At 72.9% G+C, this 22049-nt stretch carries 21 protein-coding genes; 11 read left to right on the top strand and 10 right to left on the bottom strand.

Going from position 1 to position 22049, the window contains the following annotated elements:
• Positions 1–693: a response regulator transcription factor gene (locus AB0M28_RS30285; protein ID WP_365412025.1), complete on the bottom strand. Its 693-nt coding sequence runs from the start codon at positions 691–693 to the stop codon at positions 1–3.
• Positions 680–1870, bottom strand: a complete 1191-nt coding sequence (locus tag AB0M28_RS30280; RefSeq protein WP_365412023.1) for a histidine kinase — start codon at positions 1868–1870, stop codon at positions 680–682. Before AB0M28_RS30280 ends, AB0M28_RS30285 begins: the two co-directional genes overlap by 14 nt.
• Before the next feature lie 269 nt (positions 1871–2139).
• On the opposite strand from AB0M28_RS30280, the gene AB0M28_RS30275 reads away from it, so the two are divergent.
• The gene (locus tag AB0M28_RS30275; protein WP_365412020.1) at positions 2140–4374 is read left to right on the top strand and encodes an MMPL family transporter; all 2235 of its coding nucleotides are present in this window, start codon (positions 2140–2142) and stop codon (positions 4372–4374) included.
• On the opposite strand, the gene AB0M28_RS30270 is transcribed toward AB0M28_RS30275, so the two are convergent.
• Complete coding sequence (locus AB0M28_RS30270) at positions 4271–4939, bottom strand: response regulator transcription factor (RefSeq protein ID WP_365412017.1); 669 nt, start codon at positions 4937–4939, stop codon at positions 4271–4273. The genes AB0M28_RS30275 and AB0M28_RS30270 overlap by 104 nt on opposite strands.
• Positions 4940–4998: 59 nt before the next feature.
• Complete coding sequence (locus AB0M28_RS30265) at positions 4999–6234, bottom strand: sensor histidine kinase (protein WP_365412014.1); 1236 nt, start codon at positions 6232–6234, stop codon at positions 4999–5001.
• Positions 6235–6420: 186 nt separating this feature from the next.
• On the opposite strand from AB0M28_RS30265, the gene AB0M28_RS30260 reads away from it, so the two are divergent.
• From AB0M28_RS30260 to AB0M28_RS30220, 9 genes are all read left to right on the top strand, one after another.
• Positions 6421–7407 carry an SAM-dependent methyltransferase gene (locus tag AB0M28_RS30260; RefSeq protein WP_365412011.1) on the top strand — a complete coding sequence of 329 codons (987 nt, stop codon included), beginning with the start codon at positions 6421–6423 and terminating at the stop codon, positions 7405–7407.
• 45 nt (positions 7408–7452) lie between these two features.
• The gene (folP, locus tag AB0M28_RS30255) at positions 7453–8328 is read left to right on the top strand and encodes a dihydropteroate synthase (protein ID WP_365412008.1); all 876 of its coding nucleotides are present in this window, start codon (positions 7453–7455) and stop codon (positions 8326–8328) included.
• Positions 8329–8575: 247 nt separating this feature from the next.
• Positions 8576–8938 (top strand): dihydroneopterin aldolase, encoded by a 363-nt coding sequence (gene folB, locus AB0M28_RS30250; RefSeq protein WP_365412005.1) that lies wholly within the window; start codon positions 8576–8578, stop codon positions 8936–8938.
• A gap of 52 nt (positions 8939–8990) precedes the next feature.
• Positions 8991–9584 (top strand): 2-amino-4-hydroxy-6-hydroxymethyldihydropteridine diphosphokinase, encoded by a 594-nt coding sequence (folK, locus tag AB0M28_RS30245; protein ID WP_365412002.1) that lies wholly within the window; start codon positions 8991–8993, stop codon positions 9582–9584.
• 52 nt (positions 9585–9636) lie between these two features.
• Positions 9637–10119, top strand: coding sequence for a DUF3180 domain-containing protein (locus tag AB0M28_RS30240; RefSeq protein ID WP_365412050.1), 483 nt, complete (start codon positions 9637–9639; stop codon positions 10117–10119).
• A 1114-nt stretch (positions 10120–11233) separates the two neighbouring features.
• Entirely contained in the window at positions 11234–12379 is a 1146-nt protein-coding gene (locus tag AB0M28_RS30235; protein ID WP_365411998.1) for an NADH-quinone oxidoreductase subunit D, read from the top strand.
• A gap of 157 nt (positions 12380–12536) precedes the next feature.
• The gene (locus AB0M28_RS30230; RefSeq protein ID WP_365411995.1) at positions 12537–12953 is read left to right on the top strand and encodes a hypothetical protein; all 417 of its coding nucleotides are present in this window, start codon (positions 12537–12539) and stop codon (positions 12951–12953) included.
• A gap of 7 nt (positions 12954–12960) precedes the next feature.
• Positions 12961–13428, top strand: a complete 468-nt coding sequence (locus AB0M28_RS30225; RefSeq protein ID WP_365411992.1) for a hypothetical protein — start codon at positions 12961–12963, stop codon at positions 13426–13428.
• 48 nt (positions 13429–13476) lie between these two features.
• Positions 13477–13848 (top strand): peptidase inhibitor family I36 protein, encoded by a 372-nt coding sequence (locus AB0M28_RS30220; RefSeq protein WP_365411990.1) that lies wholly within the window; start codon positions 13477–13479, stop codon positions 13846–13848.
• Between the two features lie 18 nt (positions 13849–13866).
• On the opposite strand, the gene AB0M28_RS30215 is transcribed toward AB0M28_RS30220, so the two are convergent.
• The 4 genes from AB0M28_RS30215 to AB0M28_RS30200 form a co-directional block, all read right to left on the bottom strand.
• Positions 13867–14751, bottom strand: coding sequence for a hypothetical protein (locus tag AB0M28_RS30215; protein ID WP_365411987.1), 885 nt, complete (start codon positions 14749–14751; stop codon positions 13867–13869).
• 146 nt (positions 14752–14897) lie between these two features.
• Positions 14898–15878 (bottom strand): ABC transporter substrate-binding protein, encoded by a 981-nt coding sequence (locus AB0M28_RS30210; RefSeq protein ID WP_365411984.1) that lies wholly within the window; start codon positions 15876–15878, stop codon positions 14898–14900.
• 122 nt (positions 15879–16000) lie between these two features.
• Positions 16001–16717 carry an ABC transporter permease gene (locus tag AB0M28_RS30205; protein WP_365411981.1) on the bottom strand — a complete coding sequence of 239 codons (717 nt, stop codon included), beginning with the start codon at positions 16715–16717 and terminating at the stop codon, positions 16001–16003.
• Positions 16718–16721: 4 nt separating this feature from the next.
• Positions 16722–17423: an ABC transporter permease gene (locus tag AB0M28_RS30200; protein WP_365411978.1), complete on the bottom strand. Its 702-nt coding sequence runs from the start codon at positions 17421–17423 to the stop codon at positions 16722–16724.
• A 179-nt stretch (positions 17424–17602) separates the two neighbouring features.
• Here AB0M28_RS30200 and AB0M28_RS30195 point away from each other — a divergent pair, with 179 nt between their 5' ends.
• Positions 17603–18760, top strand: coding sequence for a betaine/proline/choline family ABC transporter ATP-binding protein (locus AB0M28_RS30195; RefSeq protein WP_365411975.1), 1158 nt, complete (start codon positions 17603–17605; stop codon positions 18758–18760).
• A 19-nt stretch (positions 18761–18779) separates the two neighbouring features.
• Here the strand turns inward: AB0M28_RS30195 and folE are convergent, their stop codons facing one another.
• Together folE and ftsH are read right to left on the bottom strand one after the other, a co-directional pair.
• The gene (gene folE, locus AB0M28_RS30190; RefSeq protein WP_365411972.1) at positions 18780–19382 is read right to left on the bottom strand and encodes a GTP cyclohydrolase I FolE; all 603 of its coding nucleotides are present in this window, start codon (positions 19380–19382) and stop codon (positions 18780–18782) included.
• 115 nt (positions 19383–19497) lie between these two features.
• Positions 19498–21480, bottom strand: a complete 1983-nt coding sequence (gene ftsH, locus AB0M28_RS30185; protein ID WP_365412047.1) for an ATP-dependent zinc metalloprotease FtsH — start codon at positions 21478–21480, stop codon at positions 19498–19500.
• Positions 21481–22049: the final 569 nt, after the last annotated feature.

The following is a 22049-nucleotide window of genomic DNA, read 5'->3' as shown; positions in this document are numbered from 1 at the left end:
CTACGCCTCGCCCGCCCGGACCAGCCCCGACTCGTACGCCGCGATCACCGCCTGCGCCCGGTCCCGCACGCCCAGCTTGGCGAAGACGCCCGTCACGTGGTTCTTCACCGTCTGGACGCCGATGCCCATCTCCCGGGCGATCCCCGTGTTGTCGAGTCCCCGCGCGATCAGCCGCAGCACCTGCTCCTCGCGCGGGGTCAGCTGTTCCAGGGCCGCCGCCCGCCGGGGCGGGGACGCCACGGTCGGCGTGACGTACGCGGCGATGAGGCGGGTCAGCAGCCGCGGGGCGACGACCGCCTCGCCGCGGTCGACGGTGTGCAGCGCGGCGGCCAGCTCCTCCGGGGCGACGTCCTTCGGCAGGAAGCCGGCCGCGCCCGCGCGCAGCGCGCCCACGACGTACTCGTCCACGTCGAACGTACTCAGCACCAGCACCCGGCAGCCGGGCAGTTCGGCGGTCAGCCGCTCGGTGGCCCGTACGCCGTCGAGCACCGGCATCCGGACGTCCATCAGCACCACGCGCGGCCGCAGCCGGTGCGCGGCCTCCACGGCCTCCTCGCCGTTCCCGGCCTCGCCGACGACCTCGATGGACGGATCGGCCCGCAGGACGAGCGTCAGGCCACGGCGTACGAGCGGCTGGTCGTCGGCGATGAGGACGGTCAGCCGTGCGGGGTCCGCCGTCTCAGTCGGTCGCATTCCGCCCCGCCTCCCCGTTCGACCCGTCCGGCACGGGGAGCGGCACGCTCGCCGCCACCCGGAACCCGCCGCCCTCACGCCTCCCGGCCTCGAGGGTGCCGCCGTGCACCGCCATCCGCTCCCGCATCCCCAGCAGACCGTAACCCCCGGCCCCACCACCGCCGAAAGCGCCCACGGAGCCCGCAGAGCTCCCGTCATCCGCGATCTCCACCGCCACCCCGTCCGGCAGATACCCGAGCCGGACCACCGTCCGCGCCTCGCCCGCGTGCTTGCGGACGTTGGTCAGCGCCTCCTGCACCACGCGGTACAGGGCGAGGCTGACGGGCAGCGGCAGCGACCGCTCGCCCCCGGTGATCTCCAGCTCCGTCGGCCGGCCCGCCGCCGACGCCTCGGCGACGAGTGCGGGAAGGTCGGCGACACCCGGCTGCGGCGCCCACGGTTCGCCTTCCGGGGGACCGGGCGCCCGCAGCACCCCGAGCAGCTGCCGCATCTCGCCGAGCGCGGTGCGCCCCGACTCCTCCAGGGTGACCAGGGCCTCGCGGGCGGCGGCGGGGTCGGACTCGAGCGTGGCCCGGGCGCCGCCGGACATCAGGTACATGGTGGTGATGTGGTGCGCCACGATGTCGTGCAGCTCCCGCGCGATGCGGCGGCGTTCGTCAGTGACGGCACGGTCGGCGAGCAGTTGCTCGTTGAGGTCGCGCTGCCGCTGCCAGTTGCGTACGCCGATGCCCACCGCGACCACGAGCGCGACCGACACGACGCTGGCGAGCCCCCGCGCCGCCAGCTGCTCGTCGCCCTGTACGGACCGCACCACCTGGACGGCCGTCGTCGCGCCCGCCGCCAGGGCCACCGTGCGGGTGGGGAGCAGCCGCGCGACGGTGTACAGCGCGACGGCCGTGGTCAGCCCGAAGGAGTCCGGCATCGGGGCGAGGAACCCGGTGACCAGCTGCACCACCAGGACCACCCCGAGGACCGGCAGCGGCGCCCGCTGCCGGACGGACAGCGCCACGGCGCCGAGCGCGAGCAGGGCCAGGCCGACGCCGCCGGCGAGCGGCCACGACGGCCGGCCCGCGGCCAGCCACGCGGCGGTGTCGGCGGCGGTCGCGACGCACGCGATCAGCACGTCGTACCGGCGGCGGGGGACGGCGCGCGGCGCGCGCGCCGCGGCGGGGGTCACTCGGGCGTCTCCTCGCGGTCTTGAGCTGGTACGGAACCTCCCGACGGCGGTGCGCCGGGACCACGGCAACTATCGCACCGGCCCCCGCCGCCCGACCCGCCCGGCCAGGACGATCCCGGCCCGTGACCCGGGTCCGGTGCGGGCGCGGAGGCAGTACCCGGGTCCTGGTCGCGGCCCCTTCCCGCGGCCGACGTCCGGCCGGATTCCCCGTGATGGCCTGGAAAGAGGCCGGACCCGTCGCCGGCCGCCACCGGAAAGGGAAGGGACCCATGATCCGCACCATCACCTCGTACGCCGTCCGCCGGCGCTGGCTGGTGATCGTCGTCTGGGCGGTCGTCGGCATCGGGCTGAGCGTCGCCGGCCAGTCGATGATGTACCGCGTCACCGGCTCGTCGGCGGGCGAGTTCCTGCCGGGGACGTACGACTCGGCCGCCGCGCTGCGGATCGCTGGCGACGAGTTCGGCGAGAAGCCGGACGCCAACGCCGTGACCATGGTCGTCCACCGCACCGACGAGCGCCGGCTCACGGCCGGCGACCTGGCCCGTATCGAGCGGACCGCCGGCCGGCTGGCCGCGCACCGGATCGTCCAGGGCGAGCGCGAGCCGCTGATGAAGGACTACTCGCAGACGCCCGCCGTGACACCCGGCCCCGTCGCCCCGGACGGCGCCTTCCGGCTGCTGACGGTCTCCCTGCGCGGCAACGCCCTGGACCCGGGGCTGCACGAGGTGTGGACGTCCTTCCGCGACACGGCGCGCGCGGAGTTCGCCGGGACGGGCCTGGCGGCGGGGTTCACCGGCGGGCTCGCCACCACCGTCGACGAGCAGAAGGCGGGCGAGCGCACCGGGATGGTCGTCCAGATCCTCACGCTGGGCCTCATCGTCCTGCTGAACGTGCTGGCGTTCCGCAGCGTCCTCGCGGCCGTCGTACCGCTGTTCGCGGTGACGGTGATCGGCGGCGCGGGGCTCGGCGCGGTCGCCGGGGCCGCCCAGCTCCTCGGTTTCCGGCTCGACCCGTCCACGCCCTCCCTCATCGGCGTCGTCCTGCTGGGCATCGGCATCGACTACTTCCTGTTCCTGCTCTTCCGCTTCCGCGAGCTGCTGCGTACGCGGCCGGAGCTGACCCGCCACGAGGCGGCGGCCGAGGCGGCCGGACGCGTCGGCACGGCCGTCGCCTGCGCGGCGCTGACGATCGTGGCGGCGTTCGCGACGCTCGGGCTGGCGAGCTTCGGGCAGTTCCGGGTGCTCGGCCCGTCGATCGCGGTGTCGGTGCTGGTGATGCTGCTGGCGAGCCTGACCCTGATGCCGGCGCTGCTGGCGGTGTTCGGGCGGGCGATGTTCTGGCCGTCGCGCGCGTGGCGGCGGGAGCGTACGGGCGGCCCGAGCGCCCGACTCGGCGAGGCGGTGAGCCGCCGGCCGGGGCGCTTCGTACTGGTCTGCGTGGCGCTGCTCGGCGTGCTGGCGGCGGGTGCGGCCGGGGTGCGGATGTCGTACGACGAACCGGCGGGCAAGCGCACCGAGGCCGTGGAGACGGCCGAGCGGATCGCCCGCAGTCTGCCCGCGGGCGCCTCCGACCCGCACACGGTGTACGTGCGCGGCCGCGCCCTGCCCGAGGGCGAGGTCACGGCCCTGGCCGACGCCCTCGCGAAGGTGCCCGGCGTCGGCGAGGTGGGCGCGCCCGTCCTCAACGAGCGCGGCTCCGCCGCCCGGTTCGACGTCTACCTCACCCCCGGCTCCGACACCCGGCAGGCCCGCGACCTGGTCTCCGGCCCCGTACGGGCCGCGATCGCCGCCCACACCCCGGGCGGCGCGGAGGCGCACATCACGGGCACCGCGGCCGTGTTCGCGGACGTCTCCACCGCGGTCGGCAAGGATCTGCGGCTGGTGTTCCCGGTGGCGGCGCTGCTCATCGCGGTGATCCTGCTGCTCCTGCTGCGGTCGCTGCTGGCGCCGATCGTGCTGCTGGCCGTGATCGGGCTGGGCTTCGCGGCGACGCTGGGCGCGAGCACGCTGGTCTTCCAGCACGGGCTGGACCACCCGGGGGTGTCGTTCGTGCTGCCGCTGGTGCTGTTCCTGTTCGTCGTCGCGCTGGGCACCGACTACAACATCCTGATCAGCGACCGCATCCGGGAGGAGATGGCGGACGGCACGGCGCCCCGGCGGGCGGTGGCGGCCGCGGTACGGCACACCGCGCCGGCGATCGCCACGGCCGGTCTGGTGCTCGCCGGTTCGTTCGCGGGCCTCACGGCGGACCCGGCCACCCGGGAGGTCGGCTTCAGTACAGGCGTGGGCATCCTGCTCTCCGCCCTGGTGCTCTCGGTGGTCCTCGTCCCGGCGCTCGCGGTGCTGCTGGGCCGGGCGCTGTGGTGGCCCCGCCGCGGGTCCGGGAAGACCCGGCCGGCGGTCAGCCTCCCGCCCGCACCAGCCCCGTCTCGTACGCCAGCACCACTGCCTGCACCCGGTCCCGCAGCTCCAGCTTCGTCAGGATCCGGCCCACGTGCGTCTTGACGGTCGCCTCCGACAGCACCAGCCGCGCGGCGATCTCGCCGTTCGACAGGCCCTGCGCGACCAGCAGGAACACCTCCCGCTCGCGGTCGGTGAGGCGGGCCACCTGCGGGTGCGCCTTCTCGCCGGACGCGGCGGGCATCACGGCCGCGAAGCGGTCGATGAGCCGGCGGGTGGTGCTGGGGGCGACGACCGCGTCGCCGTTGTAGACGGCGCGGATCGCGGAGAGCAGCTCGGCCGGGGGCACGTCCTTGAGCATGAAGCCGCTGGCCCCGACGCGCAGCGCGGAGAAGGCGTACTCGTCGAGGTCGAAGGTGGTGAGGATGAGCACCTTGGGCGCGCCCTCGCCCGCCGCGCAGATCTCCCGCGTGGCCTCGACGCCGTCCATCCTCGGCATCCGGACGTCCATCAGGACGACGTCGACCGGTGTGGCGGCGGCGGTCGCCACCGCCTCCGCGCCGTCGCCGGCCTCGGCGACGACCTCCATGTCGGGCTGGGCCGCCAGCACCATCCGGAAGCCGGTGCGCAGCAGCGCCTGGTCGTCGACCAGCATCACGCGGATGGTCATGGGCGGGGCTCCTTGTCGTACAGCGGTCGGCGGGAGTCTGGTCGAACGGGGCGCGGGCCTCAACCCGCCGGCCGCAGCGGCAGCATCGCCGTGATGCGGAAGCCGCCGCCGGGGCGCGGGCCCGCGTCCAGCGTGCCGCCGACCATGCCGACCCGCTCGCGCATGCCGATCAGGCCGTGGCCCTGGCCGTCCGCGCCGCCCTCCTCGTACAGCTCGCGCTGCGCGCCGCGGCCGTCGTCCTCGACGAGCAGCTCGACGCCCTTGTCGCCGTACGACAGCCGCACCGTGGCGCCGACGTCGGGGCCGCCGTGCTTGCGGGTGTTGGTGAGGGCTTCCTGGACGATCCGGTACGCCGTGAGCTCGATGCTGCTGGGCAGGTCGCAGGGGGTGCCCTCGACCTTGAAGTCGACGGTCAGGCCCGCGCCGCGGACCTGGTCCACGAGGTCGGTGAGCTGGTCGACGCCGGGCTGCGGGACGTACTCGCGGCCCGGCTCGCCGCGCTCGTTGGTGCGGAGCACGCCGAGCAGCCGGCGCATCTCGGTGAGCGCCTGGCGGCCGGTGCTGGAAATGGTGGCGAGGGCGTTCCTGGCCTGGTCCGGGGCGGTGTCCAGGACGTACGCCGCGCCGTCGGCCTGGACGACCATCACGGACACGTTGTGGGCGACCACGTCGTGCAGCTCGCGGGCGATCCGGGCGCGTTCGGCGGCCACCGCGATCCGGGACTGCGCCTCGCGCTCCTTCTCCAGCCGGCGCGCGCGCTCCTCCAGCTGCGCGTAGTACGCGCGGCGGGTGCGCAGCGAGTCGCCGAGGACCCAGGCCATCAGGAAGCAGACCGTCATGAAGACGGTACCGGCGATGGCGCTGGCCAGGGACTGCTGGGTGTCGGGCCAGCGCAGGGCGGAGATGGTCGGGGCGAGGGCGCCGCCGACGAGGGCCCAGCGGGAGGCCCAGACGACGTCGCGGGAGGCGACGGTGAAGATCGCCACGAGCATGGCGAAGTTGGCGGGCATCGGCCAGCTGCCGAGAACCACCTGCAGCACGCCGATGGCGGTGACGGCCACGAGCACCCGCTCCGGGGCGCGGCGGCGCAGCGCGACGGCGACGCAGTAGGCGACGGCGATGACGATCGCCACCGTGAGTTCGACGTCCCCGTCGGGCGCGTGCGGGCTGCGGGTCCCGTCCCGGGTGGTCTCCAGCGCGATGAGGAACCCCACGGACATCACGAGCAGGACGACGGCCCAGAAGGTGTCGACCAGCGTCGGATGACGTCGGAGGTATTCGTATACGCGCTGCACGTCACCCAGCGTAGGCACCCCCGGGGTGCCCGGGAGTCCCCCGGGGGGTCGATCCCTGCCCGGTGCACGTACTCCGCAGGGTGGAGGCGGGGATGCCCCGCGGGTCGGGGACACCCCGGGCCTGCGGGCGGCACCGGCTCGGGGACCCCCCGGCCTGCGGGCGGCGCACCCCCTACGGTGTCCTCCGTGGACGGTGAGCACTGGCGCGGATGGCGGACGGCGGCGCAGGACGCCCTGTACGGACCGGAGGGCTTCTACCGCCGCTCGGGGCCGGGCCCGGCCGGCCACTTCCGCACCTCCGTGCACGTCTCCCCGCTGTACGCGCGGGCGGTGGCCGAGCTGCTGCGGCAGGTCGCGCTGGGCCTCGGCGGCCCGCCCGAGGTGGACTTCGTGGACGTCGGGGCGGGGCGCGGCGAGCTGGTGTCCGCGGTGCTGTCGCTGTACGACGGGCCGGGCCGGGTCCGCCCGTACGCGGTGGAGATGGCAGACCGGCCCGGCGGGCTGGATCCCCGGATCGGGTGGGGGGCGTCGGTGCCCCCCGGGCTGACGGGGCTGCTGTTCGCGAACGAGTGGCTGGACAACGTCCCCCTCGACATCGCCGAGTCCGACACCTCCGGCGGCCTGCGGTACGTCGAGGTCGCCCCGGACGGCGGCGAGCGCCTCGCGGGCCCGCTGTCCGCGGCGGACGCGGCGTGGGCGCGGCGGTGGTGGCCGGTCGCCGGGTACGGGGCGCGGGTCGAGCTGGGAACGGCGCGCGACGCGGCGTGGGCGGCGGCCCGCTCGGCCGTACGGGCGGGGCTGGCGGTCGCGGTGGACTACGCGCACACCCGCGCGGACCGCCCGCCGTTCGGCACGCTCACGGGCTTCCGCGACGGCCGCGAGGTGCACCCGGTGCCCGACGGCACGTGCGACCTCACCGCACACGTCGCCCTGGACGCGTGCGCGGGTCCGGGCGCGCTGCTGCTGCCGCAGCGCGACGCGCTGCGCGCGCTGGGCGTGGACGGCGCCCGCCCGCCGCTCGCGCTGGCGTCGTCGGACCCCGCGGGCTACGTCCGCGCCCTGGCGCAGGCGTCCCAGGCGGGCGAGCTCCTCGACGCCTCGGGCCTGGGCGGCTTCACCTGGCTGGTCGAGCCGGTGGACGTGGCGCTGCCGCGGGCCTTCGGCGGGGGCTGACCCCGGTCGGCGCGCCCCCGGCGGCGCGCGGCATACGCTGGTCGTATGAACGACGGCGTGCGTGGCCAGGTGGCGGGACTTCCCGGTTGGGACCGGTGTGCGGTCATGGGCGTCGTGAACGTCACACCCGACTCCTTCTCCGACGGCGGCCTGTGGTTCGACACCGGTCTCGCCGTCAAGCACGGCCTGGAGCTCGTCGCCGAGGGCGCCGACCTGGTCGACGTGGGCGGCGAGTCGACCCGCCCCGGGGCGACCCGGGTGGACGAGGCCGAGGAGCTGCGCCGCGTCATCCCCGTCGTACGGGGCTTGGCCCGGGCGGGCGTCCCGGTGTCGGTGGACACTATGCGGGCGTCCGTCGCCGCGCAGGCCGTCGAGGCGGGCGCCACGCTGGTCAACGACGTCTCCGGCGGGCGGGCCGACCCCGACATGGTGCGGGTGGTGGCCGAGGCCCGGGTGCCGTTCGTGGTGATGCACTGGCGCGGCCAGTCCGTCGACATGAACGACCGCGCGGTCTACGCCGACACCGTGACCGAGGTGGTCGACGAGCTGCGGCAGAGCGTGGAGACGGCCGTCGAGGGCGGGATCGCGCTGGAGCGGATCGTCGTCGACCCGGGGCTCGGCTTCGCGAAGCAGGCGGAGCACGATCTGGCCCTGGTGGCGGGCCTGGACCGGCTGCGCACCGCGCTGGCGCGCCCGGTGCTCGTCGCGGCCTCCCGCAAGCGGTTCCTGGGCCGCGTACTGGCCGGCGACGACGCCGCCGCCCCGCCGCCGGCCCGCCAGCGGGACGCCGCGACCGCGGCCGTCACCGCGATCGTGGCCCGCGAGGGCGCGTGGGCGGTGCGCGTGCACGAGGTGCGGGCGTCGGCCGACGCCGTACGGGTGGCGCGGGCCCTGGAAGGATCCGGCGCCTCGCGCGGTTGACGTTTTCGGCGCCCCTGTACGACGGGAGGACACCCGGGCGTCAACCGCCGTACTCCGGAGCATCCGTTCGAGTCATCTTCCACCGGGGTAGGGGTGCGGCATGCCCGGCCCGGGTACGCGCCGCCCCGAGCCTGGACCCGGGCACGCAGACGGCGTTGTCACCCCGCCCAGGTAGCCTCCGTAGGGGGATGCCGATTCGCTCGCGAGTGCGAGCGGAGACACGTTCGAGGAAAGGTTTGGCTGGACGATGGACAAGGTCGCCCTGCACGGGCTCCGCGCCAGAGGGCATCACGGCGTCTTCGCGCACGAGCGCGAAGAGGGCCAGACCTTCGTCGTCGACGTCGAGATGTCCGTGGACACCCGGCCCGCCGCCGCCGGCGACGATCTCGCCAGGACCGTGCACTACGGCGTGGTCGCCGAGGAGGTCGTGGCCATCGTCCAGGGCGAGCCGGTCGACCTCATCGAGACCCTGGCCGAGCGGATCGCCACGCAGATCCTCAAGCACCCGGCGGTCGAGGAGGTGACGGTGGTCGTGCACAAGCCCGACGCCCCCATCACCGTCCCGTTCGACGACGTGACGATCACGGTCACCCGCCGCCGTAGCGCCTGACGCGCAGCAGCGCCCCCATCCCCCCACACCCGCCAACACGCAGAGGATGCGCATGAACCGCAGCGACCCGACCGTGCAGCCCGTGCCCCTCTCCGTCGTCCAGCAGGTCGACGCGGCCGACACGACCCTGCACAACCCCAAACGGGCCGTGCTCTCCCTCGGCAGCAACCTCGGCAACCGGCTCGAGACCCTCCAGGGCGCCATCGACGCGCTGGAGGACACCCCGGGTGTCCGGGTGAAGGCCGTCTCCCCCGTGTACGAGACGGAGCCCTGGGGCGTCGAGGCCGGCACCCAGTCGCCGTACTTCAACGCGGTCGTCGTGGTGAAGACCACACTCCCCCCGTCGTCCATGCTGGAGCGCGCCAACGCCATCGAGGAGGCGTTCGACCGCACCCGGGTGGAGCGCTGGGGCCCGCGCACGCTCGACGTCGACATCGTCGCGTACCAGGGCACGATCTCCGACGACCCGCGCCTGACCCTCCCGCACCCGCGCGCCCACGAGCGCGCCTTCGTCCTGGTGCCCTGGTACGACGTGGAGCCGGGCGCCGTGATCCCCGGCCGGGGCTCCGTGGCGGAGCTGCTCGAGGCCGTGGGCCGCGAGGGCGTCACCCCGCGGTACGACCTGGAACTGCGGCTGCCCGAGTAGGCTCGCGGACCAGGAGCGGGACGGACGAGCGCGAAGGACGAGTGTCACCGTGGTGCGGCAGATGCGGATCGGGGTGCTGGCCGGGCTGTTCCTCGCGGCCGGGGTGCTGGCGTGGGCGGGTGCCCGGTTGTGGGACACGGTCGGCACGCTGCCCAGCGTGCCGGTGGCGGCGCCCGTCGTCCTGGGCGTGATCGCGACGGTGCTGTTCGCCACGGCGCTCTCCATGCGCGCGCGCCTCGCCGCCCAGCGGCAGCGGGAGCAGGACGCGAAGGGCGTCGACCCCCTGATGGCGGCCCGCGCGGTGGTGCTGGGCCAGGCCAGCGCGTACGTCTCGGCGCTGGTGGCCGGGATGTACGGCGGCTTCGGACTGTTCCTGGTGATCGACGGCCTCGACTACGCCACCCGCCGCCAGCAGGCGGTGTACGCCCTGCTCGCGGTGATCGCCGGCTGGCTGGTGATCGGTGCGGCCCTGTTCCTGGAACGCGTCCTAAAACTCCCAGACGACGAAAACGACCCCCGCTCCCCAGCATCCTGACCCCCCAGAACCACCCCCTCCCGCACCCCGCGGACGGACCCTCCGGATCCCCTGACAAACCCCACTCACCGAACCATCCATCCCTCCGAGGGCCCGGGGCTGGAGGCCAGGGGCCAGGGGCCGGGTGCCGGAGGTCGGGTGCCGGGGGCTGGAGGCCAGGGACCGGAGGCCAGGTGCTGGAGGCCAGGGGCCGGAGGCCGGGTGCTGGAGGCCAGGGCCGGAGGTCGGGGGCCGGAGGCCAGGGGCCGGAGCGGGAGCCGGAGGCCGGGAGCCGGAGGCCGGGTGCCGGAGGCCGGAGGCCAGGGGCCGGGTGCCGGAGGCCGGGTGCCGGAGGCCAGGGGCCGGAGCGGGAGCCGGGGGCCGGAGCGGGAGCCGGGAGCCGGAGGCCGGGTGCCGGAGGCCGGGTGCCGGAGGCCGGGTGCCGGAGGCCGGAGGCCAGGGGCCGGAGGCCAGGTGCCGGAGGCCAGGGGCCGGAGCGGGAGCCGGGGGCCGGAGCGGGAGCCGGGAGCCGGGAGCCGGAGGCCGGGTGCCGGAGGCCAGGTGCCGGAGGCCAGGGGCCGGGTGCCGGAGGCCAGGGGCCGGGTGCCGGAGGCCAGGTGCCGGAGGCCGGAGGCCAGGGGCCGGGTGCCGGAGGCCAGGGGCCGGAGCGGGAGCCGGGGGCCGGGCCTGAGGGCGTAGCCCCCAGATACCCTGCCGACGGACTCCCCCAAAGCAATAACGCCACCAGCCAGACCCCGCTCACCCAACCACCCCATCCCTCCGGAGCCCATGGGGCCGAGGGCGGAGCCCCGGATGCCCTGCCGACGGACTCGCCCGCCCGCGCGAACGCCGGCAGCCAGACACCGCCACCCTCCCCACGGGGGCCCGGGGGGGGCGAAGCCCCCGGGAATCCGTCCTGGCGGACCCACCCACAGCGCCACCCCTCCCAGGGGGCCCGGGGCGAAGCCCCCGGAAATCCCCGTCGGGCGGACCCACCCACAGCGCCACCCCGCCCAGGGGCCCGGGGGCGAAGCCCCCGGGAATCCCCGTCGGGCGGGACCGCCCACAGCGCGAACCCCACCAGCAGGAGCCTCACCAACCGCAGAGCGCGCAGCGAGTGGCACACTGGGGCGCTATGACGGAGACGACGACGGTCGGGATCGGCGGGGCCGGTGAGGCCACCGACATGGTCCTCAACATCGGACCGCAGCACCCCTCCACCCACGGCGTGCTGAGACTGAAGCTCGTCCTGGACGGGGAGCGGATCGTCTCCGCCGAGCCGGTGATCGGCTATATGCACCGGGGCGCGGAGAAGCTCTTCGAGGCGCGCGACTACCGCCAGATCATCATGCTCGCCAACCGCCACGACTGGCTGTCCGCGTTCTCCAACGAACTCGGCGTCGTCCTCGCCGTCGAGCGCATGCTCGGCATGGAGGTCCCGGAGCGCGCCGTCTGGCTGCGCACCCTGCTCGCGGAGCTGAACCGCGTCCTGAACCACCTGATGTTCCTCGGCTCCTACCCCCTGGAGCTGGGCGGCATCACGCCGATCTTCCACGCCTTCCGCGAGCGCGAGGACCTGCAGGCGGTGCTGGAGGAGGTCTCCGGCGGCCGGGTGCACTTCATGTTCAACCGGGTCGGCGGGCTGAAGGAGGACCTCCCCGCCGGCTGGACGGGCCGCGCCCGCGCCGCCGTCGAGGCGTGCGTCTCCCGGATGGACGTGTTCGACAACCTCGTCCTCGGCAACGAGATCTTCCGCGGCCGCACCCGCGACGTCGGCCGCCTCGACGCGCGCACGGTGCACGCGTACGGCGTGAGCGGCCCGATCGCCCGCGCCTCGGGCGTCGACTTCGACCTGCGGCGCGACGAGCCGTATCTGGCGTACGGCGAACTCCAGGACGTACTGAAGGTGGCCGTACGCGAGGACGGCGACTGCCTCGCGCGCTTCGAGGTCCTGCTGGCGCAGACCCACACCTCCCTCGACCTCGCCCTGGCCTGCCTCGACCGCCTCGCGGAGCTGCCGCCCGGACCGGTCAACCAGCGGCTGCCGAAGGTCCTGAAGGCCCCCGAGGGCCACACCTACGCCTGGACGGAGAACCCGCTCGGGCTCAACGGCTACTACCTGGTGTCCAAGGGCGAGAAGACCCCGTACCGGCTGAAGCTGCGCTCCGCGTCGTTCAACAACATCCAGGCGCTGGTGGAGCTGCTGCCGGGGACACTGGTCGCGGACATGGTCGCGATCCTGGGGTCGATGTTCTTCGTGGTCGGCGACATCGACAAGTAACCGGCCGGCAGCCCCGGAGCGCTGGGGCGTACGCCCGCCGGCGGGGTGGTGACCCCGGTTCACCGGTCCGGGTGTCAGCCCGCTTACCTGCACGGATGCCCGGGGAGGGTTGGCGTTGCACGACGCCAGTCACCGCACCGTCCGGAGATGATCTGCCATGCCACGGTCACACCGACCCCACCGCCGAGCCGCCGCGCTGTCCTTCTGCCTCGCCGCCCTCCTGTTGTCCGCCGCCCCCGCAGGGGCCCGTACGCTCCCGGTCGAGGACGCCCACACCCTGCCCGCGCCCGTCACGGCGACCGCGCCGGGGGACGTCTGCTTCTACAACGAGACCGGCTACCGGGGCGGCTCCTGGTGCTACCGGCCGTTCGGCTACACCGACGTGCCCGAGCACATCCACGACAACGCCCGCTCCTTCGAGTCGAACGCCGACGTCACCGTCTACGCCATCGACCACTCCGGCGGCCGCTGCTACTACCGCAAGATCTGGACCGGCGACCGCAGCCCGGACTGGGCGTGGGGCAGCCGCATCGACGGGGTCGCCACGGACGACCAGGGCTGCGAGCAGAGCTGAGCACGCCGTGCGCCCGCGGTTCGCGGCGGCCCTCCTCCTCGGCTGCCTGGCCGTCTCCGCATCAGGCTGTACGACCGGGGGCGGACGGCCCGCCCTCTCCCCCGACGACACCGTCCGGGCCGCGCAGCAGCTGCTCATCGAGCGGTGCCTGACCCGCCAGGGGTTCACCCCGCCCCGGCCGGGTGAGCCGCGGCCGGACTCCGCCGACGCACGACGCGTCACCGACGCCTACTTCGGGTCCGGGCGGGCCGAGCTGTCGCTCACCCTGCCCAGCGGCCACACCGTCAGCCAGCACACCGACGGCTGCCTCGCCGCCGCCCAGCGGCGGCTGTACGGCGATGTCGGGCGCTGGTTCCGCGTGTCCACCTCAGTCAACAACCTCAAGGCCAAGGCGGCGCCCCAGGACCGGGCCGCCTTCCGGGAGCTGCGCGAGCAGGCACTCGGACGGGCCGCGGCGATCCTCGCCGAGCGGTGACCGGTGCCGTTGATCGGCGTAACTCCAGAGAACAGAAAGGCAAGTCGAATGAAGCGACGCATCGCCCTGCTGGCAGCGACCCTGCTGGCCGCGGGCAGCGCCCTCGCCGGAGCGACGGCCGCGCAGGCGGCGGACTGCCCGAGCGGTGAGTTCTGCGCCTGGGAGAACGCCGACTACGGCGGCCAGCGCGCCAACTGGAGCGGCGACGACGGCTGGTGGGAGAGCTACATCGCCGACGAGGACTCGTCCTGGGCGAACCACGGCATCGAGGGCCCGGGCATCAAGTCGTACGTCCAGGTCTACTCGGAGGCGTGGCAGGGCGGGCACATGACGCTGTGCCTCGCGCCGGGCCAGGAGGTCAACTACAACGGGGCCGCCAACGACGACGGCGACTCCCATACGTGGGCGACGGGCTGCTAGAGCCGGGCCGTACGCCCGTCAGGACGCCGCCTCCAGGTCGATGACCCGGCTGATGGCGCCCTTCTGCCGGCGGTCGTCGCGGGGCTGGGACTGCTGCGGCAGCTCAGGCCCGGCGGCGGCCGCCTCCGCGTCCTGGGTCGCGGGCTCCGCGTCCTGGGCCGCGGGCGTCGCGTCCTCGGCCGGGGCGGGCGTCGCGTCCTCGACCGAGGCGGCAGCCTCCACGTCCTGGCCCTCGGGGGCCCCGTCCTTCGCCGCCGGGGCAGGCGCCGGGTCCTGGTCCGCACGCTCCGGCTGGGGAGCGCCCTCCTGGGGCGTCCGGCCCAGGCCGAAGTAGTCGAAGTCCTCCCGGGCCGCTCCCTTGCCACCCCGGCCCTGCCGCTCCGCGCTGCGCGCGAGGTTGCGCAGGGCCACCGAGGCGCGCAGATACGTGGCGGGTGTGGGCGCGCCCGAGGCGAGCCGGTCGCCGGCCGCGGCCGGGAGGGCCTTGGGCTCCTCGCGGGCCTCTATCGCGAGCAGCCGGCGGCTCTCCAGCACGCCGGCCCGCTCCGTCTCGGACGTGGCGTACCGGCGCAGCAGCGCCGCGTGCTCCGAGCGCAGCCGCTCCAGTTCACCGGTGCGCGAGGTCAACCGCCGCTCCAGCTCGCGCCGCAGCGCCCGGGACTCGTCCAGCTCGGTCTCGAGCTCGGCGACGTCCTCCTCGTGCTTGAGCTCCTCGCGCTGCCGGGCCCCGACCGCCTCCTTGATCTTGAGGCTGGCGGTGCGGTCCTGTCTGCGCGACAGGACCGCACCGCACACAGCGACGGCCGCGGCCGCCACCACGAGCCACCGGAGCGTACGCGAATCGCCGTCCCGGACACCCCAGGCTGCGACGGCGCAGGCGAGCGCGGAAACTGCGACCGTCAACGGTGGGAGCAGCCTGTGCACCGGCGACGAGAAGCGATGGCGTCCACGTGACATGGCCGGAAACTTACCGCCCGAATGTGTTATGTGGTGCCCCAGTCGGCTGATCGTTTCCCGCTGGTTACTCGATGGCTGAACTGAATCGGAGACTACGACCCGATAAGTCCCTTCTCCTCCAGATAGGACTTGGCCACATCCGCCGGCTTCTGCCGCTCGGAGTCGACCTGCCGGTTCAGCGCGATGAGGTCCTCCGTGGTGAGCGTCTGGGTCAGCTTGTCGAGCGCCTCCGCGATCTTCGCGTCACCCGCGTCCTTGGCGTTCACCACCGGCAGGATGTTGTCGGCGTTCTGCAGACCCTTGTCGTCCTCCAGCAGCACCAGCCCGAACTCGTCCAGCGTGGCGTCCGTGGTCGTGGTCAGCACCAGCTGGTCGACCCCGTCCTTGACCGCCTGCTTGGCCTCGGGCGTGCCGACGCCCTTGGGGTCGACGCCGGTGATGTCGATCCCGTACGTCTTCTCCAGGCCCGGCTCGCAGAACGGCCGCTGCGGGCACTCGTCGCCCGCCGCCAGCTTGATCTTCAGCCCCGACTTGCCCAGATCGGACAGCGTCTTGAGGTTGTGCTCCGCGGCGAACTCCTTGGTCACCGCGAAAGCGTTCTGGTCCACGGCGTCGCCCGCCTCCAGCACCCCCAGCCCGCGCGGCTCGGCGAGCTTCTTCAGCGCCGCGACGGTCGCGTCGACGTCGTTGGAGGCGACCGGCGCCTTCTCCGGCGCGTCCGGGCCGTTCACCTTGGCATTGAGGAACTCGGCCAGCGTGGCGGCGTACTCCGGTACGACGTCGATGCTTCCCTTCTCCAGCTCCGGCTCGTACAGCTCGCGGTTCGTCAGTTTCTGTATCGACGTCTCGTAGCCGTTGTCCTCCAGGACCTGCGCGTACAGCTCCGCCATGACCTGGGCCTCGGTGAACCCGGCGGCACCGACGACGAGGGATTTCCCGCCCCCGCCGCCGGTACTCGCGGTATCGGAACCGCCCTGGTCCTCGAGGCTGTCCCCGCCGCACGCGGCGAGCGCCACGGGGAGGACGAGGGCGGCGACGACGGCACCCGCGAGGCGGACTCGATTGTTGGACATCTGGTACTCCATCCGGTGAATCAACAGTCAGAACAGGGGTCTTCGATGCGGGGCACCTATGAGGACGTCTCGGAAGACTTCCACGAGCACGTCTCGTACGAGCACTTCACTCACCCGCCCCGTCAGACATCCGCCGAGAGCGCCGGCTCGCGCGGCGGCGCCGTGATGGTGCGGGCGTGCCCACGCCGCCGCATCGGGTCGAGGAACCGCTGGCCGAGCACGAACACGCCCTCCACCAGCATCGCGAGCCCCGCCACGAGCACGGCTCCGGCGAAGACCTGCGGGGTGTCGTACGTCCGCACCCCCGCGGTGATGATGCGGCCGAGACCGCCACCGCCCACCATCGCGGCGAGCGTCGCCGTGGCGACGATCTGCACCGCAGCCGACCGCACGCCGGTCGCGATCAGCAGGAACGCCAGGGGCAGTTCGACCCGGAACAGCTGCTGCCCGCCGGACATCCCCATGCCCGTGGACGCCTCGACCACGTCCCGGTCGACCTCGCGCATCCCGACGTACGCGTTGGTGATCAGGGGCGGCAGGGAGAACAGCACCAGGGCGATGATCACGGGCAGATTGCCGTGCAGCCGCAGCGGGGTGATGTAGAGGATGGCCAGGACCGCGAAGGTCGGGATCGCCCGGCCGATGTTGGAGATGTTGATGGCCAGCGTGCCGCCCTTGCCGATGTGCCCCAGCCACACCGCCAGCGGCAGCGCGATGGCGCAGGCCACCAGCAGGCTGACGGAGCTCATGTACAGATGCTCGGACAGCCGGTGCAGCGCTCCGTCGGCACCGGTCCAGTTCGACTTCGTCGTCAGCCAGTCCCAGGCGTCCGTCAGCATCGCGTCAGGCCCCCTTCGCCGTACGGACGCGCTTCCAGGGCGTCAGCCAGCGCTGTACGAGCAGCAGCAACGCGTCCGCGGCGAAGGCGAGCAGCACGCAGATGACGGAGGCGGTGAGCACCTGGGCCTTGAACCTCGTCTGGACGCCGTCGTTGATCAGGTTGCCCAGGCCGCCGTAGTTGATGAGGGAACCCACCGTCGTGAGGGCGATGGTGGAGACCGTCGCGATCCGCAGCCCCGCCATCGACGCCGGCAACGCGAGCGGCAGCTCGACCCGGAACAGCATCCGGGCCGTCCCGTACCCCATCCCCCGTGCGGACTCCCGGACTTCGTCCGGCACGGCGTCCAGCCCGGCGAGGATGTTCCGTACGAGGAGGGTGAGCGAATACAACACCAGCCCCGTGACCACCACGGACGGCGAGATGCCGAAGACCGGCAGCAGCAGCGAGAACATGGCCAGCGACGGGATCGTGTAGAGCAGCGTCGTGATCCCGAACACCGGCGCCCGCGCGGCCTTGTACCGCCGCGCCAGCAGCGCCAGCGGGAAGGCGATCAGCACGCCGAGCACCACCGACACCGCGGTGATCCAGAGATGCTGGACGGTGGCGTCGATCAGCTCCTGCTTGCGCGTACGCAGATACTCCAGGCAGATCCAGTCGTTGGCCGCGAGACAGCTCTCGCCCGACGACGCAAGTCGGTGCAACACCCCAGCCCTCCTCCCCACACCCGAAGATTCGAACCCTCCTGCGGCCCATTCAATTCCTCGCGACCCTATCGGCCACCACCGACAATCGGCCCCCGCGTTCGCACCGCCGCAACATGAGGTTCATCAGGTCGGCCGAGAGTCGAACACAAACACCACCGACTGCGCGACAATGGGGGATCATGATCCGCTTCGAGCATGTGACCAAGCGCTACCCCGACGGGACGACCGCGGTCTCCGACCTCACCTTCGAGGTCGAGGAGGGCGAGCTGGTCACGCTCGTCGGCCCGTCCGGCTGCGGCAAGACGACCACGATGAAGATGGTCAACCGGCTGATCGACCCGACCGGGGGCCGCATCTACGTCGACGGCCAGGACATCATGGCCACCGACCCGGTCGAACTGCGCCGGCGCATCGGGTACGTCATCCAGAACACGGGCCTGTTCCCGCACAAGACCGTGCTGGACAACACGGCGACCGTCCCGCACCTCCTGGGCTGGTCGAAGGCCAAGCGCCTGGCGCGCGCCCGCGAACTGCTGGACCTGGTGGGCCTGGACCCGTCCGTCTTCGGCGACCGCTACCCCGACCAGCTCAGCGGCGGCCAGCGCCAGCGCGTCGGCGTGGCGCGGGCGCTCGCCGCGGATCCGCCGGTGCTGCTGATGGACGAGCCGTTCGGGGCGGTGGACCCGGTGGTCCGCGAGCGCCTGCAGAACGAGTTCCTGAAGCTCCAGGCCGAGCTGGGCAAGACTGTGCTCTTCGTCACCCACGACATCGAGGAGGCGGTCCGCCTCGGCGACCGCATCGCGGTCTTCGGCACCGGGGTCATCGAGCAGTACGCCCCGCCCACGGAGGTGCTGGGCGCGCCCGCCAACGACTACGTGGCCGACTTCGTCGGCGCCGACCGCGGTCTGAAGCGCCTGTCGGTGACCCGGATCGAGGAGAGCGACCTGGAGCGCCCCCCGGTGGTCCACCTCGACGACGCCGCGACGGACGCCGCCGCCCGGCTGCGCGACGAGAACGCCCGCTGGGCGGTCGTCCTGGACCCCGACGAGATCCTGCACGGCTGGGTCGCCCGGGACGCGATCGCCAAGGGCGGCTCGGTCCGCCAGTACGCCCGCCGGATGGAGGCCTGGCTCCCGGTCGGCGCGACCCTGAAGCAGGCGTTCGCCACGATGCTCCAGTACGACGCGGGCTGGATCGCGGTGGTCGACGAGGCAACCGGCCACTTCCGCGGCATCCTCACCCCGGCCGGCCTGCACGAGGCCCTGCGCCGCTCGATCGAGTCCGACGCCCAGGACGTCCCCCGCGGGGACGTGGAACTGGACTCGGTGCCGAGCTGAGCCGGGGGCTGCGCGGGCGTCAGGAGAGGATCAGGCTCATCGCTTCCGAGCGCGTGGTCGGATTGCGCAGCTGACCCCGCACGGCCGAGGTCGTGGTCTTCGCGCCCGGCTTGCGGATGCCGCGCACCGACATGCACATGTGCTCCGCCTCGACCACGACGATCGCGCCGCGGGCGTCGAGGATCCGCATCAGGGAGTCGGCGATCTGCGTCGTCAGCCGCTCCTGCACCTGCGGTCGGCGGGCGAAGACGTCCACCAGCCGGGCGAGCTTCGACAGCCCGGTGATCTTCCCGCTCTCGGCCGGGATGTAGCCGACGTGGGCCACCCCGTGGAAGGGGAGGAGATGATGCTCACACATCGAGACGACCTCGATGTCCTTCACCACGATCATCTCGTCGTGACCGAGGTCGAAGGTCGTCGTCAGCACGTCCTCCGGCCGCTGCCGCAGGCCGGCGAATATCTCCTTGTACGCCCGCGCCACCCGCGCCGGCGTGTCCAGCAGGCCCTCGCGGTCCGGGTCCTCGCCCACGGCGATGAGAAGCTCCCGTACGGCGTTCTCGGCCCGCTTCTCGTCGAACTCGCCCAGCACCGATTCGCCGTCCAGCGTCACCGGGTCCACCATGTGCGTTGCCTCGTTCCTGTTGCCTCTGCGCGCGGATATGCGAAACCGCGCCCTCCAGGCTAGAACCTGGTGAGCGCGGCGCGCATTCCGGGACTGCTGTGACCTGTGACGGAGGCTACGCCTCGGCGTCGCCGGCGGGCAGCTCGGCCGGGGTGCCGTTCTGGGCGTCCCCGGCCAGGGCGGACGCCTGGCCGTTGGTCTGGGCGAGCTCCTTGCGGGAGATCACCGGGGGGCGGGTGGAGGGGGTACGGCGGGAGGAGCCGGTCCACGCGGGGCGGGCCGGACGCTTCACGACGTCCTTGAAGATCTCCGCGATCTGCTCCTTGTTCAGGGTCTCCTTCTCCAGGAGCTCCAGAACCAGGTTGTCCAGGATGTCGCGGTTCTCGACCAGGATCTCCCACGCCTCGTTGTGCGCGGCCTCGATCAGCTTCTTGACCTCTTCGTCGACCAGCGCGGCGACCTCTTCCGAGTAGTCGCGCTGGTGCGCCATCTCCTTGCCGAGGAACGGCTCGGAGTTGTCGGTCCCGAACTTGATCGCGCCGAGGCGCTCGGTCATGCCGTACTGCGTGACCATCGCGCGGGCGGTCTTCGTCGCCTTCTCGATGTCGTTCGCGGCACCCGTGGTCGGGTCGTGGAAGACGAGCTCCTCCGCGGCCCGGCCGCCCATCATGTAGCCGAGCGTGTCGAGCATCTGGTTGCGCGTGGTGGAGTACTTGTCCTCCTCCGGCAGCACCATCGTGTAGCCGAGGGCGCGGCCGCGGGAGAGGATCGTCACCTTGTGCACCGGGTCGGCGTTCGGGGAGGCCGCCGCGACCAGGGCGTGGCCGCCCTCGTGGTACGCGGTGATCTTCTTCTCGGCCTCCGACATGATGCGCGAGCGCTTCTGCGGACCGGCGACCACACGGTCGATGGCCTCGTCGAGCGCCTTGTTGTCGATCAGCTTCTGGTCGCCGCGGGCCGTCAGCAGGGCCGCCTCGTTCAGTACGTTCGACAGGTCCGCGCCGGTGAAGCCGGGGGTGCGCTTGGCGACGGCCGTGAGGTCGACGTCGGGCGCGATCGGCTTGCCCTTCTGGTGGACCTTGAGGATCTCCAGCCGACCCTGCATGTCCGGGGACTCCACCGCGATCTGGCGGTCGAAGCGGCCCGGGCGCAGCAGCGCCGGGTCGAGGATGTCGGGCCGGTTCGTCGCGGCGATAAGGATGACCCCGCCCTTGACGTCGAAGCCGTCCATCTCGACGAGCAGCTGGTTCAGCGTCTGCTCGCGCTCGTCGTGACCGCCGCCCATGCCGGCGCCGCGGTGGCGGCCGACGGCGTCGATCTCGTCGACGAAGACGATCGCCGGGGCGTTGGCCTTGGCCTGCTCGAAGAGGTCGCGGACGCGGGAGGCACCCACACCGACGAACATCTCGACGAAGTCGGAACCGGAAATCGAGTAGAAGGGGACGCCCGCCTCGCCGGCCACGGCACGGGCCAGCAGGGTCTTACCGGTGCCGGGCGGGCCGTACAGCAGCACACCCTTGGGGATCTTGGCGCCGACGGCCTGGAACTTCGCGGGCTCCTGCAGGAACTCCTTGATCTCCTGGAGCTCCTCGACCGCCTCGTCGGCACCCGCGACGTCGGCGAACGTCGTCTTGGGGGTGTCCTTGGTGATCAGCTTCGCCTTGGACTTCCCGAAGTTCATCACCCGGGAGCCGCCGCCCTGCATCTGGTTCATCAGGAAGAGGAAGACCAGGACGATGAGGACGAACGGGAGCAGGCTGAGCAGGATGCTGAGGAAGGGGTTGTCCTTCGTCGGCTTGACCGAGTAGCCGTTCTCGATCTTGCCTTCGTCGAACTTGTCCTGCAGCAGGTCGGCGAGGTCGGCACCCTGGGTGTCGATGTAGTTCGCCTTGACCTTGCCGCTGTCGTCGATCTTGTTGTCGCCCTTGAGCTCGATCTTGACCGTCTGGTCGTTGCCAGTGGTCAGCTCGGCGGACTTGACCTTGTCCTGCTGGATCGCCTGGACGACCTTCGCGGTGTCGACGGACTTGTAGCCCTCCGAGGAGCCCACGAGCTCGATCAGCAGAACCACGGCGAGGACGGCCAGCACGATCCACATCACTGGCCCACGGAAGTATCGCTTCACGTCACTCCATACGAGGCGCTGCGCACCCCGTCCCTCCTGCCCACCTTGAGGCGGTGTGCCCGGTTTCGGGCTGCCGCGCGTGTGTGTAATACCCGGTCCTGAGCTTTCGACGGTACACCGGAATTGTCACCCGCCGGGTGAGAGGGCGGCGAATGCAGCAGCCCTCCCCTGCTCCAACGGTGAACGGCCCCTCGTCGTTCCCACCCCGGGCGGGGGCGTCCGGCACGCCACGCGCCCATGGTCACCGGGTCGCGCCTGCGGCGGGCGTCGGCTGTGGTCCCGTTCCCATCCGATGGCTGCGGTGCCGCTGCGCCCACCCGTGCCGCCCTGCGGCACGCCTGCCCGCAGCATTGCGGCTCCCGCCGCCCCCAGCCGTTCCACCCTGGTGCCGTTCACCGCGCCGTTCCACCCTGATGCCGTTCACCGCACTGCCCGGCGACGCGGCACCCCCTCATAGCCCGTCCGGCGTTTGAGGACTGAGGCGCGAAGCGCCGAACCGCGCCGCAGGCGCCAGCGGGAGCCGCGGCTTCCAGCGGGACCGG

This window comes from Streptomyces sp. NPDC051940 (genome assembly GCF_040680895.1).
Classification (GTDB): Bacteria; Actinomycetota; Actinomycetes; order Streptomycetales; family Streptomycetaceae; genus Streptomyces.
The sequence above is the reverse complement of the archived record's forward strand: the minus strand, read 5'-3'. Positions and strand labels throughout refer to the sequence as shown.